At 44.1% G+C, this 16,036-nt stretch carries 11 protein-coding genes and 1 tRNA gene; 3 read left to right on the plus strand and 9 right to left on the minus strand.

What is annotated here, in order from left to right; translation table 11 throughout:
* The first annotated feature begins 192 nt into the window (after nucleotides 1-192).
* Nucleotides 193-2,043, plus strand: a complete 1,851-nt coding sequence (locus tag CLHUN_RS17230; protein WP_080065872.1) for an ABC transporter ATP-binding protein — start codon at nucleotides 193-195, stop codon at nucleotides 2,041-2,043.
* Nucleotides 2,043-3,875: an ABC transporter ATP-binding protein gene (locus CLHUN_RS17235; RefSeq protein WP_080065873.1), complete on the plus strand. Its 1,833-nt coding sequence runs from the start codon at nucleotides 2,043-2,045 to the stop codon at nucleotides 3,873-3,875. The genes CLHUN_RS17230 and CLHUN_RS17235 overlap by 1 nt, the downstream gene beginning before the upstream one ends.
* Nucleotides 3,876-3,992: 117 nt before the next feature.
* On the opposite strand, the gene CLHUN_RS17240 is transcribed toward CLHUN_RS17235, so the two are convergent.
* The 5 genes from CLHUN_RS17240 to CLHUN_RS17260 form a co-directional block, all read right to left on the minus strand.
* Entirely contained in the window at nucleotides 3,993-4,631 is a 639-nt protein-coding gene (locus CLHUN_RS17240; RefSeq protein WP_080065874.1) for a YidC/Oxa1 family membrane protein insertase, read from the minus strand.
* Between the two features lie 82 nt (nucleotides 4,632-4,713).
* Nucleotides 4,714-4,944 carry a hypothetical protein gene (locus CLHUN_RS17245; RefSeq protein WP_080065875.1) on the minus strand — a complete coding sequence of 77 codons (231 nt, stop codon included), beginning with the start codon at nucleotides 4,942-4,944 and terminating at the stop codon, nucleotides 4,714-4,716.
* 35 nt (nucleotides 4,945-4,979) lie between these two features.
* Nucleotides 4,980-5,768, minus strand: coding sequence for an MBL fold metallo-hydrolase (locus tag CLHUN_RS17250; RefSeq protein WP_165755782.1), 789 nt, complete (start codon nucleotides 5,766-5,768; stop codon nucleotides 4,980-4,982).
* A 100-nt stretch (nucleotides 5,769-5,868) separates the two neighbouring features.
* The gene (gene cobT, locus CLHUN_RS17255; RefSeq protein ID WP_080065928.1) at nucleotides 5,869-6,930 is read right to left on the minus strand and encodes a nicotinate-nucleotide--dimethylbenzimidazole phosphoribosyltransferase; all 1,062 of its coding nucleotides are present in this window, start codon (nucleotides 6,928-6,930) and stop codon (nucleotides 5,869-5,871) included.
* 113 nt (nucleotides 6,931-7,043) lie between these two features.
* The gene (locus CLHUN_RS17260) at nucleotides 7,044-7,226 is read right to left on the minus strand and encodes a DUF6954 family protein (RefSeq protein ID WP_080065877.1); all 183 of its coding nucleotides are present in this window, start codon (nucleotides 7,224-7,226) and stop codon (nucleotides 7,044-7,046) included.
* Between the two features lie 159 nt (nucleotides 7,227-7,385).
* Between CLHUN_RS17260 and CLHUN_RS17265 the strand changes: the two genes are divergently transcribed.
* A complete protein-coding gene (locus tag CLHUN_RS17265; RefSeq protein WP_479692037.1) occupies nucleotides 7,386-8,645 on the plus strand; it encodes a nucleotidyltransferase in 1,260 nt (419 codons plus the stop codon).
* Nucleotides 8,646-8,685: 40 nt separating this feature from the next.
* On the opposite strand, the gene CLHUN_RS17270 is transcribed toward CLHUN_RS17265, so the two are convergent.
* From CLHUN_RS17270 to addA, 4 genes are all read right to left on the minus strand, one after another.
* A complete protein-coding gene (locus CLHUN_RS17270; RefSeq protein ID WP_080065879.1) occupies nucleotides 8,686-10,353 on the minus strand; it encodes a ribonuclease J in 1,668 nt (555 codons plus the stop codon).
* Between the two features lie 46 nt (nucleotides 10,354-10,399).
* Nucleotides 10,400-11,584 carry a glycosyltransferase family 4 protein gene (locus CLHUN_RS17275; RefSeq protein ID WP_080065880.1) on the minus strand — a complete coding sequence of 395 codons (1,185 nt, stop codon included), beginning with the start codon at nucleotides 11,582-11,584 and terminating at the stop codon, nucleotides 10,400-10,402.
* 404 nt (nucleotides 11,585-11,988) lie between these two features.
* Nucleotides 11,989-12,062, minus strand: a tRNA-Gln gene (locus CLHUN_RS17280).
* Nucleotides 12,063-12,220: 158 nt separating this feature from the next.
* The gene (addA, locus tag CLHUN_RS17285) at nucleotides 12,221-16,021 is read right to left on the minus strand and encodes a helicase-exonuclease AddAB subunit AddA (protein WP_080065881.1); all 3,801 of its coding nucleotides are present in this window, start codon (nucleotides 16,019-16,021) and stop codon (nucleotides 12,221-12,223) included.
* Nucleotides 16,022-16,036 lie beyond the last annotated feature (15 nt).

Genomic DNA, 16,036 nt, shown 5'->3' on the forward strand with positions numbered 1-16,036 from the left:
TTTTGCTTGTATTAGGTCAGACACTTAAGTAACCGTCATTTAAATTTGAAATATCAAAAAATGAATATTTTAAACACGATGCTATGGTATCGTGTTTTTTTGTTCTCTTTTTTATGATCAATTACGGCAGCCAGTATTGGTAAGGCCTATTTTGGCGATTACTTAGGCATTATTTTTTAAGGAGAGTTATGTATGCAGCCTGGAAATAAAGGTAGATTTAAAATGTTGTATTCGTTCATAAAAGGTCTGAGGTGGTTTTATGTGCTGGCTGTGTTTTTTACCATGCTTGCCATAGTCTTCAACTACCTTATGCCCCAAATTATCAGAATTATAGTGGATAATGTAATTGGAGCCAATGAGCTGAAGCTGCCCAAAATTCTTCTGGATTTTGTAAACCAAATTGGGGGAATAGAGTTATTAAGGAGCAGCCTGGTCATATGTGCGTTCCTGGCTCTGCTGCTGGCAGTTCTGTCGGGAGTTTTTACATATTTGTACAGGTATTGTATGGCCAGGGCCTCGGAAGGTACAATCAGAAAAATGCGCAACCGGCTGTACGAGCATATTCAAAAATTTCCCTATAGCTGGCATGTAAAAAACCAGACAGGAGATATAGTTCAGCGCTGTACTTCCGATGTGGAAACAGTGAAAAACTTCTTGTCCATTCAATTTAATGAAATGGTGAGAACTGTATTTCTGGTGGGCTTCTCCCTCACTCTGATGTTCCTGATGAACGTAAAGCTGTCACTTGTAGCGCTTGCTTTCTTACCTGTTGTCATAGCCTATTCCGGAATTTTCTTCAAGAAGATAGCTGACAGGTTCAAATATGCAGACGAAGCCGAAGGTGCCCTTTCGGCCATGGTTCAGGAAAATTTCACAGGAGTGCGGGTAGTGCGGGCTTTTGGCCGCCAGGCTTACGAGATAGACAATTTTGATAATAAGAATGACTATTTTGCCAACTACTGGATAAAGCTTGGCTACCTGCTGAGCAAATACTGGGGAATAGGCGATCTGGTGTCAGGCCTGCAGGTCATGCTTATTATAGTTTTAGGCGCTGTTGAAGCTTCCCACGGCGTTATAACCCTGGGTGAATTTTTGGTATTTGTTTATTACAATTCCATGCTGGTATGGCCTGTAAGGCAATTCGGAAGAATTCTGTCAGAGATGAGCAAGACCAGCGTATCTTTAAACCGTATTAACGAAATCTTGTCTCAAGAGCAGGAAAAGGATTGTCCCGACGCAGTAACACCCCCTATGAACAGGGATATAGAGTTCAAAAATGTCACTTTTGATTATGAAGGACAAAAAACAGTGCTTAAGGATATTTCCTTCAAAATTAAAGCCGGCACCACCTTTGGAATCCTTGGAGGAACCGGTTCGGGCAAATCCACCGTAATGTATCTGCTCGACAGGCTTTTTGAGCTTCCCCGGGGCAATGGTTCTATTGAAATCGGAGGGGTTGACATCAGGAAAATAAGATTGGAGCACTTGAGAAAAAATATAGGTTTTGTGCTTCAGGAACCCTTTCTGTTTTCAAAAACCATACAGCAAAATATCGACGCCTTTGATGGAAGCAGCAGTATTGAGAGTATCCGGCACTTTGCGGAGATAGCTGCTGTGGATGATGCTGTAATGGGCTTTTCAAAAGGATATGAGACCATCGTTGGAGAACGGGGTGTTACTCTTTCCGGTGGACAGAAGCAGAGGGTGGCTATTGCAAGAATGCTGATGCAGAGCTCCCCCATCATGATATTTGATGACTCCCTGTCTGCCGTAGACTCGGAAACAGATTCCAAAATCCGGGGAGCTCTTAAGCAGAATACTTCCGGCAGTACTGTCGTGCTGGTATCCCACCGCATAACCACGTTAATGAATGCCGATGTGATAATGGTGCTGGAGGACGGCCGGATATCCGAAATGGGCACTCACAGCCAGTTGCTGCAAAACGAAAACGGAGTCTATAAGAAAATATACGACATACAGAGCAGTCTGGAGACCGAATTGCAGGGACCGGAGCAGGATGCTCTTACAGGAGGTGATAGGTAATGTCATATTTTGAAGAGGAAGAATATAAAAAGCCTTTTTCCCTTAAGGTATGGGCCAGGATTGTGCCCTTTGTGAAGCTTTACAGGAAAGATTTCATAAGGGCCATGTCCTTCCTGATACTGGTTTCAATAATAGATGTAATATATCCGCTTTTTCAAAGGTATGCAATAAACCACTATATTACAACTGGATCGGCCAGAGGCATAGAAAGCTTTGCAGCCGCTTACGGCCTTATGCTCCTGGCACAAGCCCTGGCAGTAATATTTTTTATAAGGAATGCCATGAGAGTTGAGCTGAACGTGGCAAAAGCCATACGCAGAGCATTGTTTGTACATTTGCAGAAGCTGTCCTTTTCCTATTACAACACCACACCCGTGGGTTACATGATGGCCAGGGTCATGAGCGATACTGGAAGAATCGGTCAGATGGTGTCCTGGGGGCTCATTGATATGCTCTGGGCTGTCATATATGTATTCGGAGTATTTATAGCTATGCTTTTACTCAATGTAAAGCTGGCTCTGCTGGTAATGTCCATAATACCGGTAATAGCACTGGTTACATTGTACTTTCAGAAAAAGATTCTGAACATAAACAGAAAAATAAGAAAGATAAACTCCAGAATGACCGGCGCCTTCAATGAGGGTATAACCGGAGCAAGAACTTCCAAAACTCTGGTCATAGAGGATAAAAACCTTAAGGAATTCTCTGAGATAACCGGCAGGTACTATGATTATACTTTAAAGGCAACCATTCTCAATGCCGTATTCATTCCCATAGTACTGACCTTCAGTACCATGGCGGTGTGCTTTGTACTTGTGAGCGGAGGCAATCTGACAATAAAGGATCCTCTTTTCTTTGGAACCTTTTCTGCCTTTATAACCTATGCAATCGGTATATTTGAGCCTATTCAGCAGATTGCCCGTGTCTTTGCCGATTTTGTATCCACACAGGCAAATATTGAAAGAGTTACAGGGCTTCTGGATACCGAGCCTCAAATTACCGACACTCCGGAGGTTATAGAGAAGTACGGGGACAATTTCAATCCAAAAAGAGAAAACTGGGAGCACTTAATGGGTGATATTGAATTTAAGGAGGTTTCCTTCAAATATCCGGACGGAGATGAGTATATCCTTGAAAACTTCAATCTCAAAATACCCGCCGGAACCACCGTTGCAATAGTAGGAGAAACCGGTGCAGGGAAAAGCACTCTGGTAAATCTCGCCTGCAGGTTTTTTGAACCCACCCAGGGGCAGATACTTATTGACGGCAGGGATTACAGGGAGCGCTCGCAGCTTTGGCTTCACAATAACATAGGCTATGTTTTGCAGAGCCCTCACCTGTTCTCGGGCACCATACGGGAAAACATAAAATATGGAAAGTTCAATGCAACTGACGAAGAAATTGAAGCCGCAATACGAGTGGTGGCTGCCGATGGGATCATAAGCAATATGGAAAACGGCCTTGATACCAATATCGGCGAAGGCGGCGACAGGCTATCCACCGGTGAAAAACAGCTTATATCCTTCGCACGGGCAATAATTGCGAACCCCAGGATATTTGTGCTGGATGAGGCTACCTCCTCCATCGACACCCAGACTGAACAGCTTATACAGGAAGCTATTATGCACATTTTGAAGAACAGGACCTCCTTCCTGATTGCACATAGGTTGTCTACCATAAAGAAGGCGGATCTCATACTGGTGGTAAAAAACGGGAAAATAATTGAAAAAGGAACCCATCAGGAGCTTTTAAGGCAAAAGGGCTACTATCACTCCCTGTATCTAAAGCAGTTTGAAGAGGAAACCGGAGCAGCCGTGCTAAACAAGAACTGAGGAAGGCCTCCAAATAAAAGAGCCTGTTGCAGGTAAAGGAACATATATTCAAGGAGCTTGAATACTTGTGTTCTTAAATATGCAACAGGCTTTTAATGTATGCTACTGTCAATCAGGTCAAGCGGGAAGCCGTTTGAAAAATCTGTTGAACAAAACCACCTCCAGGATACTGAAAAGACCTGAGGTCACCCAGTATATCCCAAGAGTCACAGGTGCTTTTACAAAAAACAGCATGCTCATACCTCCCATCAGCAATAGCTGGGGCCAGCCCATACCGTTTTGCTTTGCGCCTTTCACAGGTGTATAGGCTGCAATGATGCCGGGAAGCATCTGAATCAGAACAGCAATGACCGGAACTATGTGCAAGGCATCGGGCAGCTTAAGATTGCTGATCCAGGGAACCAGCACACTGCCTACCTGTATTGGCATGTCAGAAAACACCCTGTATAAGATGTACATAACAGGCAACTGAATCAAAGTCACAAGGCAGCCTGCCATGCTTTTCATGTTCTCTGCAGAAAGCCTGGCTATTTCCTGCTGCTGTTTTTCCTTGTCCTCGGAATACCTTTGTTTTATTTCCTCAAGCTTTCCTGAAAACACCTGCTGCTCCGAAATACTTCTTTTCTGCCTTAAGGATAGTGGCAGCAGGCAAAGCCTGATGACCAAGGTGGCAAGAACTATGACTATCCCCCAATCACCAATAAGAAAAAACATACGGTTCATGGCAGAATTTAAAAGTTCAAATATGACACTCATTTTATCTCCGTTTCTTGAGCCCAAAAAGGCTTGGGCTTCAAAGTAAAAATTTAACTTTTATATGAGATGACAAGTGGCATATTCAACTGAACCTGTACTTCCTCCAGATTTCAAATTTGTGATAGCAATTATAATCAACCACTGATAGTTCCCGGAAATACAAGACTATAGTGCTTATACGGCATTTTGCATCTGCATGTCCCAGAAAAGAGCTTACCGGTCTGAAGCTGTGAACAAAGCTGATGGTCAGCATAAATACAACAAATAAGAATACAAGCATATGCAGCATCTGTACAAGCTCAACCTGAAGCATTTTGTTCACCTCCCTCAGAAATCAATATATTCTTGTTATGGTTTTTTTATCTTGTCAAGCTGGTACATTATCTCACAGCCGTTTTTAACATAGTGCCAGCCACTTGCATTAGGGTTGTTGTAAGGTTTGCCCTGGGCACCCTCAAACAAATCGTTGATGGTTGCTTTCATATCGTTTATAAAAGCCACGGGCAAAGGCTCATGACTGTGGCCGTTGCATATGAAGTCAAAATCCTCCTCATATGCAGAAAGAGAATTTAAAATCTCGTAGTACTCAGAAAGATAGGAGGATTCCGGCAACTGCATCCAGATATAATTGCACAGGCCGTCACCTGAAAAGAGAATGCGGTGTTTTCTGTCCAGAATTCCTATGCTTCCCGGAGTATGTCCCCTAAGTGACACTATCTCCAAGGTATTTTCACCTATGTCAAGCAGGTCTCCCGGCTCGATGAATTCTATCCTTTTGGGCTTTGCCCTGTACCACTCCTCCAGAGCCTCCCTGGACAATACCTTTACATCGGGCGCATGATTTTCCAGTATATATTTCTTGAACTTGTCATGCTTCCGGTAAATGGGCAGTTCCTTCCTGCTCATATGGATGGCATCAAAATGATGTCCCCCGAAAGCGTGATCGATGTGACCATGTGTGCAAACTGCAATTATCGGCTTCCTGGTTATTTCTTCTATTTGACTTTTCAAATCGAAAAAACCATAGCCTGAATCCACAACCAGAGCGGAGGTCTTGCCTTCCACAACATATATATTTGTATCCCTGTCCCGCAGCAGCGTGACTCCGGGTTTTATTTCAACCACCTTGTAATGCATGCTCAAATCCTCCATTTATGCTTAATTATACCATTGAACAGGCTTTATTCAACCTTTAAATACTAAATTAAAACTTTGAGGCCTTATTTCCGGATACCTCCTATAATTGGGGGATATATTGGGTGATTTCCGCATCTTTAAAGCTTCCCATCTGATTATACGCGGCCAGGGCGGAATCAATAAGCTGGAAGCCCAGGGCAGCTCCAGTCCCCTCTCCCAGCCTCATTTCAAGCTTCAACATGGGCTCCATTTTGAGAGCTTCCATTACCACGTCAAAACCGTGTTCTGCCGAGCCGTGTGAAGGGAGCATGTATTCCCTGGCTTTGGGCTGTATACAGACAGCAACCAGGGCGGCGGCGGCAGAAATAAAGCCGTCTATCACTACTGGAATTCCATGTAACGCCGCACCCAGAAAACAGCCTGCCAAGCCTGCGATATCAAAGCCTCCCACCTTTGCCAGCACGTCTATGGGGTCCTCTCTGTCCGGCCTGTTCAAATCAATCGCTTTTTTTATAACCTGGATTTTATTTATGTACGCCTCTTCCGACAGGCCGGAGCCGTAACCAACAAGTGCCTGGGGCGGAACACCGGTCAAAACCGACGAAACCGCACTGCTGGTGGAAGTATTTCCAATGCCCATCTCTCCGGTGCCCAAAAGATTTACACCCTGCTTTTTCAGCTCTCCAACCAGGTCAATACCTGTCCCGATGCCTTGAATTGCTTCCTCCCTGGTCATAGCCGGGCCCTTTGCCATATTCCAGGTGCCTCTTCTGATTTTCCTGTTTATAATCCGGGAATACGGCAAGTCAGCATCCACTCCAATATCCACTATTTCCAGGCTTGCATTTGCAAGTCTGGAGAACACGTTTATTCCCGTTATTCCACGTGTAAAATTATAGGTTACCGATGCAGTCACACTTTTGGGGCAGGAGCTTACATTTTCCTCAACCACCCCATTGTCGGCACACATGATTACTATTGACTTTTTGTCAGCAGCCGGACTTGCGGTGCCGTTTATTCCGGCAAGTTTCACCACAAGCTCCTCAAGCCTTCCCAGGCTCCCAAGAGGCTTGGTCCTGCTGTCCCATCTCATTTTTGCGGCCTCCATGGCCGAATTATCAAGTGCCGCAATCCGGCTTATTCCGAATATATCTTCCAGCATAAAAACCTCACTTATACGGTAATACCCCTTCATTTAATAAAATTCTCATGATTTATCATAACAAATATTATAACATTATACCATCAAAACAGCCTCCTGCAAAAAACAGAATTTTATTTTTTTCCTCTGATCAGCTTAATAGTACCCCAGCCCAGCAGCAGGTAAATTATAATGACCACCGCCAGGGTCAAAAGCCTTTCTCTTGCCGTACCGTCTGCAAACAATACGGGGCCCAGGCCGAAAAAGGTCACAAGAATGAAGGCTGCCACAATAAAAATGTAAAGTATCGTTTTCATATCCACCTCCCAATAAATTAAAAAATTATAGTTCTGTATTAGTCATGCCGGATATGAATATTTTTATCCTTGCTATCGCCTTTCATTTAAGAATTTTATATGTATAATAAGAATATGGCAGTTCACTATGTATCTGTAATTATATTCAACCCGGAGGTTATGATGAAAGTTCTTGGCATAGTTGTTGAATACAATCCTTTTCATAACGGACATATATATCATATGGAAAAGTCAAGGGAAATAACAGGCTGTGACGCTGTGGTCTGCGTCATGAGCGGCAATTTTATCCAGCGGGGAGAACCTGCGTTTCTGAATAAAACCGCCCGTGCAGAAATCGCCCTGAACTGCGGGGCCGACCTTGTGCTTGAGCTGCCCCACCCCTATGCCATGGCAAGTGCCGAATCCTTTGCCTTTGGGGCTGTAAAGCTGCTTGAAGCCACAGGTATTACCGATAGCCTTTGCTTTGGAAGTGAACACGGGGATATAAGCGCTCTGCAATACATTGCCGGCATTCTGGCAGAAGAGCCCGAAGAATATAAAAAAGAGCTTAAAAAACAGCTAAGCCTTGGCCTTGCCTATCCTGTATGCAGGCAGAAGGCACTGTATAATTTTTTGGAGACTGAAAATAAAAAGGATAATATGTCTGCCCTGTCCCAACTGCTTGAAACCTCAAACAACATATTGGGAATTGAGTACCTTAAGGCTTTGAAAAGACTTGACAGCTCAATCAGGCCTTATACCATAGCAAGAGTGTCCAACAGCTACAATTCTTCTGAACTGACCGGGCCGGTCTCCAGTGCCACAGCCATAAGGAACAGTATACAATCCGGCCTCAGTGAAGAAGCTGCGGTGACTGTCCCGCCATATTCCAGGGCGGTTATTGAGCGTGAATTTGCAGCAGGGAGAGGCCCCAACGGATTAAAGCAGTTTGAAAACATAATTCTTAGCCTGTTAAGATGGATGAAACCGGCACAACTGCGTGAATTGCCCGATGTTTCCGAGGGACTGGAATACAGGCTGAAAAATGCAGGGGAGCTTTCGGGCACAATTGAGGAGCTGATAAAGAACATCTGTACCAGAAGGTATGCCCAAACCCGCATACAGAGAATCCTTTTTTCCATGCTGACAGGCCTTACAAGAAGAGACACCGAGCTTTTTATGGAGTATGGAGGCCCCCAGTATGCCAGAATCCTTGGCTTTAACCACACCGGCCGCACTCTGCTTTCAAAAATGAAGAAAAATTCCTCCCTTCCCATAATCACCAAGACTGCAGATTTCAAGACCTCCTGCAACAGTCTGCTGGTCAGAATGCTGGAACTTGAGGCCCAGGCTACCGACATGTATGTGCTTGGATATAAAAATCCGGCCTTCAGGAAGGCCGGACAGGAGTTCACACAAAATGTGACGGTAATTAAATAAAATAATTTTTAAAAATATTCAGTATTATCTTATCAAGAAATTAAATTTCCATGATTATTGGAAGTATCATCGGCTTGCGCTTTGTCTTTTCATAAATGCAATCCTTCAGGGCTTCACGGATTGCAGTCTTCCTGATGGACCAGTCTCCGTGATTTTTGCCGTCGCACTTGTAGGCGGCTTGCTTGGCTATATCCTTAAGCTGTTCCATAAGATCCTCGGACTCACGGACATAAACAAACCCTCTCGAGATAATGTCCGGGCCTGCCACAACATTTCCGGTATCACCTTCAATAGTTATTACTACGACTATCAAACCGTCCTGCGAAAGATGCTTTCTGTCCCTCAGAACCACATTGCCCACGTCACCTACACCAAGTCCGTCTACAAGTACCTTTCCGGCTGTGACACTTCCGTTTATCTTTGCTGAATCAGCAGTAAGCTCCAGAACTTTTCCTATATCCAGAATAAATATATCTTCCTTGTTCATACCCATTTTAATCGCCAGGTCGGCATGCTGCCTCAAATGCCTGTGTTCACCGTGGACAGGCATAAAGAATTTAGGGGTTACCAGGCAGTGTATAAGCTTTATTTCCTCCTGGCAGGCATGGCCTGAAACGTGGGTATCGGCCAGTGCTTCATATATGACATTTGCTCCCTTTTTAAAGAGCTCGTTTATAACCTTGGATATGAGCTTCTCATTTCCCGGTATTGGTGAAGCTGATATTATTACAGTATCTCCCGGTACAATTTCCACCTTCTTGTGTTCTGAGAAGGTTATCCTTGTCAAGGCCGACATGGGCTCACCCTGACTGCCGGTGGTAATAATGACAAGCTTGTCATGGGGAACCTTATCCATGTTTTCCATGTCCACCAGGACACCCTCGGGAACATTCAGATATCCCAGTTCCATTGCAACATTTACCACGTTAATCATACTTCTGCCGATTACCGTTACTTTTCTTCCAAATTTTACAGCAGCATTGAATATCTGCTGTACACGGTGCACATTTGAAGCAAAGGTCGCCACAAGTATCCTGCTTCTGCAGTTCATGAATATCTCATTGAAGGTATCCCCCACAGTGCGTTCAGACATTGTATAGCCTTCATTTTCAACATTTGTACTGTCACACATAAGCAGCAGGACGCCCTTTTTCCCCAGTTCGGCCAATCTTGCCAGATCCATGGGCGCGCCTTCAATAGGTGTGTAATCGATTTTAAAGTCTCCGGTGTGAATAACAATCCCCACGGGTGTAAACAGTGCCAGGCAAACCGAATCAGCTATGCTGTGGGTTGCCCTGATAAATTCTATTTTAAAAGCTCCCAGTTCTATTGTCTGTCCCGGCTGAACAGTCTGAAGATGCACCTGATCTGCAAGTCCATGCTCCTCAAGCTTGTATTTTACAAGGCCCAGGGTCAGTTTGGTCCCGTAGATAGGCACATTCAGCTCTCTCAGTACATATGGTAAAGCCCCGATGTGGTCTTCATGACCGTGGGTAAGCACAATGGCCTTTACCCTTTCCTTATTTTTAATCAAATAGCTGACATCAGGTATAACCAGGTCAATACCCAGCATTTCATCCTCTGGAAATGAAAGTCCGCAATCTACAACCACGATATCATCACCATATTCAAAAGCGGTAATGTTCTTGCCTATTTCCTGCAAACCACCCAGTGGTATTATCTTTAATTTCTTTTTACTTTTTGACACAATTAATCCTCCAATTTAAGTGTATAAACTAATCTCATAAAGGGATCTACTCCCCCCGGCTCTTATATTGCGATATAACGCGCACGTATTCCTTCAGCATGGCATCAGTAATACTATCCCAATTATAAAGCTCCTGTACTTTTTGAATTGCCTTTGCGCTAATGCTTTCCGATAATACTGTATCCTTCAGCAGCTCTAAAATACTATCAGCCAGCGAGTTGGAATTTTCACTGAAAAATTTCATTCCATCCTCACGGTGATTTACTATTTCACTTAGCCCTCCAACATCAGAAACAACGACAGGAATGCCTGCAACCATCCCTTCCAGTGCAACAATGCCAAAAGGCTCATAGGTGCTGGGAAAAACAGCAATATTGGAACATTTATAGAGTTTTAACAATACCTCCTCACTTACAAAGCCGGTAAAATATACTTTATGAAGGATATCCAGCTCACGGCTAAGCTCTATTAGATTATTTAAACACGGTCCTTTGCCCGCAATTACAAACTTAACATCATTATAGTTGCATAAAATCTTCGGTATGGCATTTAACAAAACATGTACTCCCTTTTCATTCACTAGTCTTCCCACAAAGAATACTATTTTTTCATTACTGGAGGCATAATTTTGTCTGAAAGCAAGGTCTGACGGTATATTGTCAAACTTTTTCAAATTCACTCCGTTTTGGATGATTTTAAGTTTAGCTGCATCAGCATTGTATACGGCTAACAATTCCTTATACATATATTCGCTGTTGACAACCAGACTGTCGGATTCCTTTATCAGCCATCTCTCGATACTATTTATTGTTCTCTGCAAGTCATTATGTATTCCGCAATTTCTTCCATATTCGGTGGCATGTATGGTTGTAATCAGCGGAAGCGAAAAAGTCACCTTTAATACTCTGGAAGCATACGCCACCAGCCAATCATGCCCGTGTATCAAGTCAAAGCCTGTTTTATCCGCAAGCTTCACTGCATATTCCAGCATGGCAAAATTCAACTGCATTACCCATTCTACAAAATTGTTTGAAGCATTATTATATACATGTACCCTATGCACTATTACATATTTATCTTTTTCAAATTCCTCGGTTCCCGGTTCCCAACAGGTAACAACATGAACCTCGTTGCCATATTTAGCCAGATTCTGAGCTAAATCATAAACTACTCGGGAAATACCTCCAATTATTCTTGGCGGGTATTCCCAAGACAGCATTAAAATTTTCATAACACTTCCTCAGTTTTCAGTGAAGAGTAGTTTTAAGAGATTAGGTTTACTGTTATACATAATATTACAATTACATTTTTTATTCTATCATACTGATATGGCTTTTTCAAAAAAACATTTATTACAATTACTATTCCCCATCAATTTTAATTATGTATTGACACATATTACATTTGAATTTATAATGATACTACTATTAAACATGATCTCTTTTGTTTTACCCGGACGTTAAACAAGAAGACGTACAAAAAGCAGAGGTTTCTACTTCTGCTTTTTGTATTTGTGTCATAATCTATAACGTCAGCTATTATATTCCACAAATTCAAAAGCATATTCAAGCAACTTCAAGTCCGCATACAGATTGCATAAAAAAAGTATTTCAATCTTGGGAATTGAAATACTTTTGGCTGCGGGTTAAGGATTTGAACCCTAACAAACTGAGCCAGAGTCAGTCGTGCTACCGTTACACAAACCCGCAACGTCTCTCGGACAAAAAGTATTTTAGCATGCTCAAATACTTATGTCAATACATTTTAGAAATTATATTTTTTATTTTTGCTTTTTGACTGATTTTACTCTCAATACCCTTCAACTATTGTACGGTATACTTCAAGAATACAGCCGTATGAAAGCATATTACAGTCCTGCCAGCTCACCTGTGGCAAAAAGATAGACATAGCGCTCTGAAACCTTCAGGCCTGTGAGTTTCTCCAGCGCCCTGGAGTAATATTCAAGCTGAAGCCGGTACCGGTCCTTAATTCTTTCGGTGCCGCCGGATTCCACATAGTCGGTTTTATAATCCAGAAGGACAAGGTTCCCCTGCTCTTCAAAATAACAATCAATGACACCCTGCAGCAGCACTGTTTCCTCTTGCTCCTCAGGTCTATCCTGGAATGGCAGCTCCTGATGATTTTCGTAAAGCTCCTTGAAGGAGAGCTCCAGATTGAAGGGAATTTCCCTGTACACAGCATCTGCGGCCAGTATCCTCTTGCATATATCCGCGTTTACAAAGGCCATAAGCTTTCTTACATCCACACTTTCGGACTGCTGTTGTGTAATGAGCTCCTTACTGACCAGCATCCTGAGCTGGCTCTCAATATCCCTGCTTGCAAAGTCCAGGTGCTGCATGACAAAATGCAGCACTGTACCCTTCTCCGCAGCAGACAGACCTTTTTTCTCCTGCAGGAAAGAAGGCTTGCGTATTCCTGAGAGCTTGCTGAAATCATAGTCCTGTCCCTCATCATTCAAACTGAAATACCTCTTGAGCTCAGTGACCGACAGCTTTGAAGGTATGCCGGCATATGTGGGAAAGGGGTATTTCCAGGAAAGACGCCGGCTTATCTCAGCACGTGTTTTTTTGTCGGTGTTTTTATCCCGGAGCACATCCATAACATTAAATTCATTTTGTTCAAGGCTTCCAGCCTTTTTGACGGAAATCGAATAATCACTGTTTTTAAGATACACACTCCATTTTGAATCACTTGGTACTTCCGGCGGTTGGGCATCTCTGCCGGTACCCGCTGCAAAACGGAGGTTCAGCGCGTTTTCATGCCTCATGACGGCAGGGCATATCCAGTCCAGGTAGTTCCTGGCCTTGGCCATTTCGTCAGGCGGAAATTTGACACCGGGAAATTCGGCAGCAGACAGCCATTTGGACGCGGCTTTTTCCAGATTGCCCACAGCACCGGTAAGTATGAGTTTTTCCCTTGCCCTGGTCAGCGCAACATAAAGTATGCGCATTTCCTCGGATAAGGTTTCATTCCGGATTTTCTGGGCTATTGCCAGCTTCGGTACCGACGGATATTTTATTCTTCTCCGGTAATCTACAAAGTCCGGGCCGAAACCCAGCTCCTGGTGCAGTAAAATGCTTTTGTACATATCCTGGAAATTGAATTTCTTGCCGCAGCCGCTGACAAATACTACAGGAAACTCAAGGCCTTTGCTTTTGTGTATACTCATAAGCCTGACCACATTGTCGTTTTCACCCAGTATTTTGGCACTTCCCATATCACCCTTGCCGGTTTTCAGCCTGTCTATGAAATTTATAAAATTAAACAAGCCCTTGTAGCTGGTTTTTTCATATTGAAGGGCTCGTTCAAAAAGCACCCTGAGATTTGCCTGCTTTCTCTCTCCGTCCTGCATGGCTCCAACAATGCTGAAATATCCGGTGTCGCCGTATAACTGCCATATAAGCTTATGGGTGGACATGTACATGGACATTGACCTCCACTGCTCCAGCCTTTTCAGGAAGCCCCCGGCTTTCTGGCCTGTTTTGCCGTCAGACTCCGCCAGAAGCTTAAGTGCATCAAACAGAGCCGCCTTCCTGTCTGTCAACCTCAGCTCCGCCAGTTCATCCGTACTGAAATTTGCCACGGGGGATCTGAGCACCGACAGCAGAGGTATGTCCTGGTAAGGATTATCTATTATTTGAAGCAGCGAAAGGAACACCTGTACTTCAGGAGTTTTGAAGAAACCGCTGCCGGTATCGGCAAAAACAGGTATGCCGAAAAGGGAAAGTTCCTCACAAAATACCTCTGTCCAGCTTTTAGTGGTTCTCAGAAGTATAACTATATCTCTGAATTGCAGTTTTCTATATTGATTTTCCTTTTTATCAAAAACACAAAAATACCTGCCTTCACTGTCAGGCTGCATCAGCTCAATTATGCGTCCTGCCACCAGCCTGGCCTCTTTTTGCAGGTTGTCAAGTATCTCCTCTTCTTCCCCCTCCGCCGGTTCCTCCTCAGCTTCTTCCTGTTCCTCTTCAGGGCTGGAAGAAGCTGCCGTTTCCAAGAGATGCAGCTCCACAGTCCCTCCCGTTAAAGCTGCCTCTTCCTCCGGTTCCGGGAAAAATGCCCCGGGGTTCAATCTCTCCTGCTGGTCATACTCCAGTTCTCCCATGCTCTCGGACATTATCTGCTCGAATATGAAGTTTACACCATCTACCACTTCTTTTCTGCTTCTGAAATTCTTAAACAGCAGAAGCTTCCTGTACAAGCCTTCAGCCTCACCGGAGTAGCTGTTGTATTTGCCCATGAACAATTCCGGCTTTGCCTGCCTGAATCTGTAGATACTCTGCTTGACATCCCCGACCATGAAAACATTGGGAGTTCCCCTGTCTTCCCTGGATATCATACCTATGATTATCTCCTGGACAAGATTGCTGTCCTGATATTCATCCACCAGAATTTCATCGAACTTGTCCTTATAAGCCATTGCAACAGCAGAAGGGCGGTTATTTCCGGCTTCGTCCGTTTCGGCCAAAAGCTTCAGGCAGAAATGTTCCAGATCATTAAAATCCACGGCAGCTTTAGAATGCTTCCTGTCAGAGTACTTCCTTGTGAATTCAAGCACAAGGCGGGACAAACATTTAAGCAGCGGATATACCTCCTTAAGGTCTGCGGTAATATCCTCGGATTTCTGAAAAAATACTTCCTCCTTCAGATTCTTTACAAAGGCCTTTGTTTCGTCCCTGGTTTGCCTGACCTGCTCCTGAAGCTGCTTATCCGCATCCTTTCCGGAGCTTGGCAGTCTGATGAATTCAAAATTATTCAGATACAAAAAGATGTCATTCCATTTTGCAGTTGCCTGCACCTTGTTGCCGGTCTCCTCCGACATAGCCGGGTCTGCTCCCTTTACCAGCCTCAGCAGCTCCTTGAGCCTGTCCAGTTCCTCCTGGAAAACCCCAAAATATTTCTCCAGGCCCGAAGCATGCTTTAGTCTTTTACAGGCCCCCGCATATATCTCAATCAGACCTTCCAGGCGCAGGCCGGTTATCTTGAGTACAATTTCCCCCCATGAGGTTTCCGAAAAATCCTTGCCCAGGTCCCCGTTAAAATCCTCCGTCCGGTCCGAAAGCCACTTCTCCGGCCAGGGGTAGCTCTGGACAAAACCATAAATATTAAGCACCATGTCCTGAAGCTTCTGATCGTCACGGTTGGTGCCATAGGCTTCCAGCAGGTCAAAAAAATCAGAGTTGTTGTCCTGGTCCTCATAAACTTCTTCAAATAGCTCATTCAAGGTTTCCAGCCTCATTATGGCGGCTTCTGTCTCATCAAGTATTCTGAAATTCGGGTCCAGCTCCAGGCTTTGAAAATTATTTCTGATCACTTCAAGGCAGAAGGAATGTATGGTAGTAATGGAGGCCTTGTTCAACAATGTCAACTGCCTTTGCAGACTTTTTGAGACACTTTTTTCCTCAATGGCCTTTGAAATGGCGGTGCCTATCCTCTCCCTCATCTCAGTTGCGGCGGCGTTGGTGAAGGTTACAACCAGCAGGGCATCTATATCGACAGGCTTATCTTCATTTATGATTTTCCGGATGATTCTTTCCACCAGGACGGCAGTCTTACCGGCGCCTGCAGCGGCTGCAACCAGCAGATTGCAGTCCTTCTCCATAATGGCAGCCTGCTGTTCCTTTGTCCAAACTGTTTGGGCCATTTGCTCCAACCTCCA

Source organism: Ruminiclostridium hungatei (genome assembly GCF_002051585.1).
In the GTDB taxonomy this organism is placed as follows: Bacteria; Bacillota; Clostridia; order Acetivibrionales; family DSM-1351; genus Ruminiclostridium; species Ruminiclostridium hungatei.

Excerpts from the sequence above, each read along its gene's own strand:
- addA (WP_080065881.1), bottom strand. The coding sequence starts at position 16,021 with ATGGCCCAAACAGTTTGGACAAAGGAACAGCAGGCTGCCATTATGGAG.
- CLHUN_RS17265 (WP_479692037.1), top strand. The coding sequence starts at position 7,386 with ATGATGAAAGTTCTTGGCATAGTTGTTGAATACAATCCTTTTCATAAC.
- CLHUN_RS17250 (WP_165755782.1), bottom strand. The coding sequence starts at position 5,768 with ATGCATTACAAGGTGGTTGAAATAAAACCCGGAGTCACGCTGCTGCGG.
- CLHUN_RS17245 (WP_080065875.1), bottom strand. The coding sequence starts at position 4,944 with ATGCTTCAGGTTGAGCTTGTACAGATGCTGCATATGCTTGTATTCTTA.
- CLHUN_RS17230 (WP_080065872.1), top strand. The coding sequence starts at position 193 with ATGCAGCCTGGAAATAAAGGTAGATTTAAAATGTTGTATTCGTTCATA.
- CLHUN_RS17235 (WP_080065873.1), top strand. The coding sequence starts at position 2,043 with ATGTCATATTTTGAAGAGGAAGAATATAAAAAGCCTTTTTCCCTTAAG.
- cobT (WP_080065928.1), bottom strand. The coding sequence starts at position 6,930 with ATGCTGGAAGATATATTCGGAATAAGCCGGATTGCGGCACTTGATAAT.
- CLHUN_RS17240 (WP_080065874.1), bottom strand. The coding sequence starts at position 4,631 with ATGAGTGTCATATTTGAACTTTTAAATTCTGCCATGAACCGTATGTTT.
- CLHUN_RS17275 (WP_080065880.1), bottom strand. The coding sequence starts at position 11,584 with ATGAAAATTTTAATGCTGTCTTGGGAATACCCGCCAAGAATAATTGGA.
- CLHUN_RS17260 (WP_080065877.1), bottom strand. The coding sequence starts at position 7,226 with ATGAAAACGATACTTTACATTTTTATTGTGGCAGCCTTCATTCTTGTG.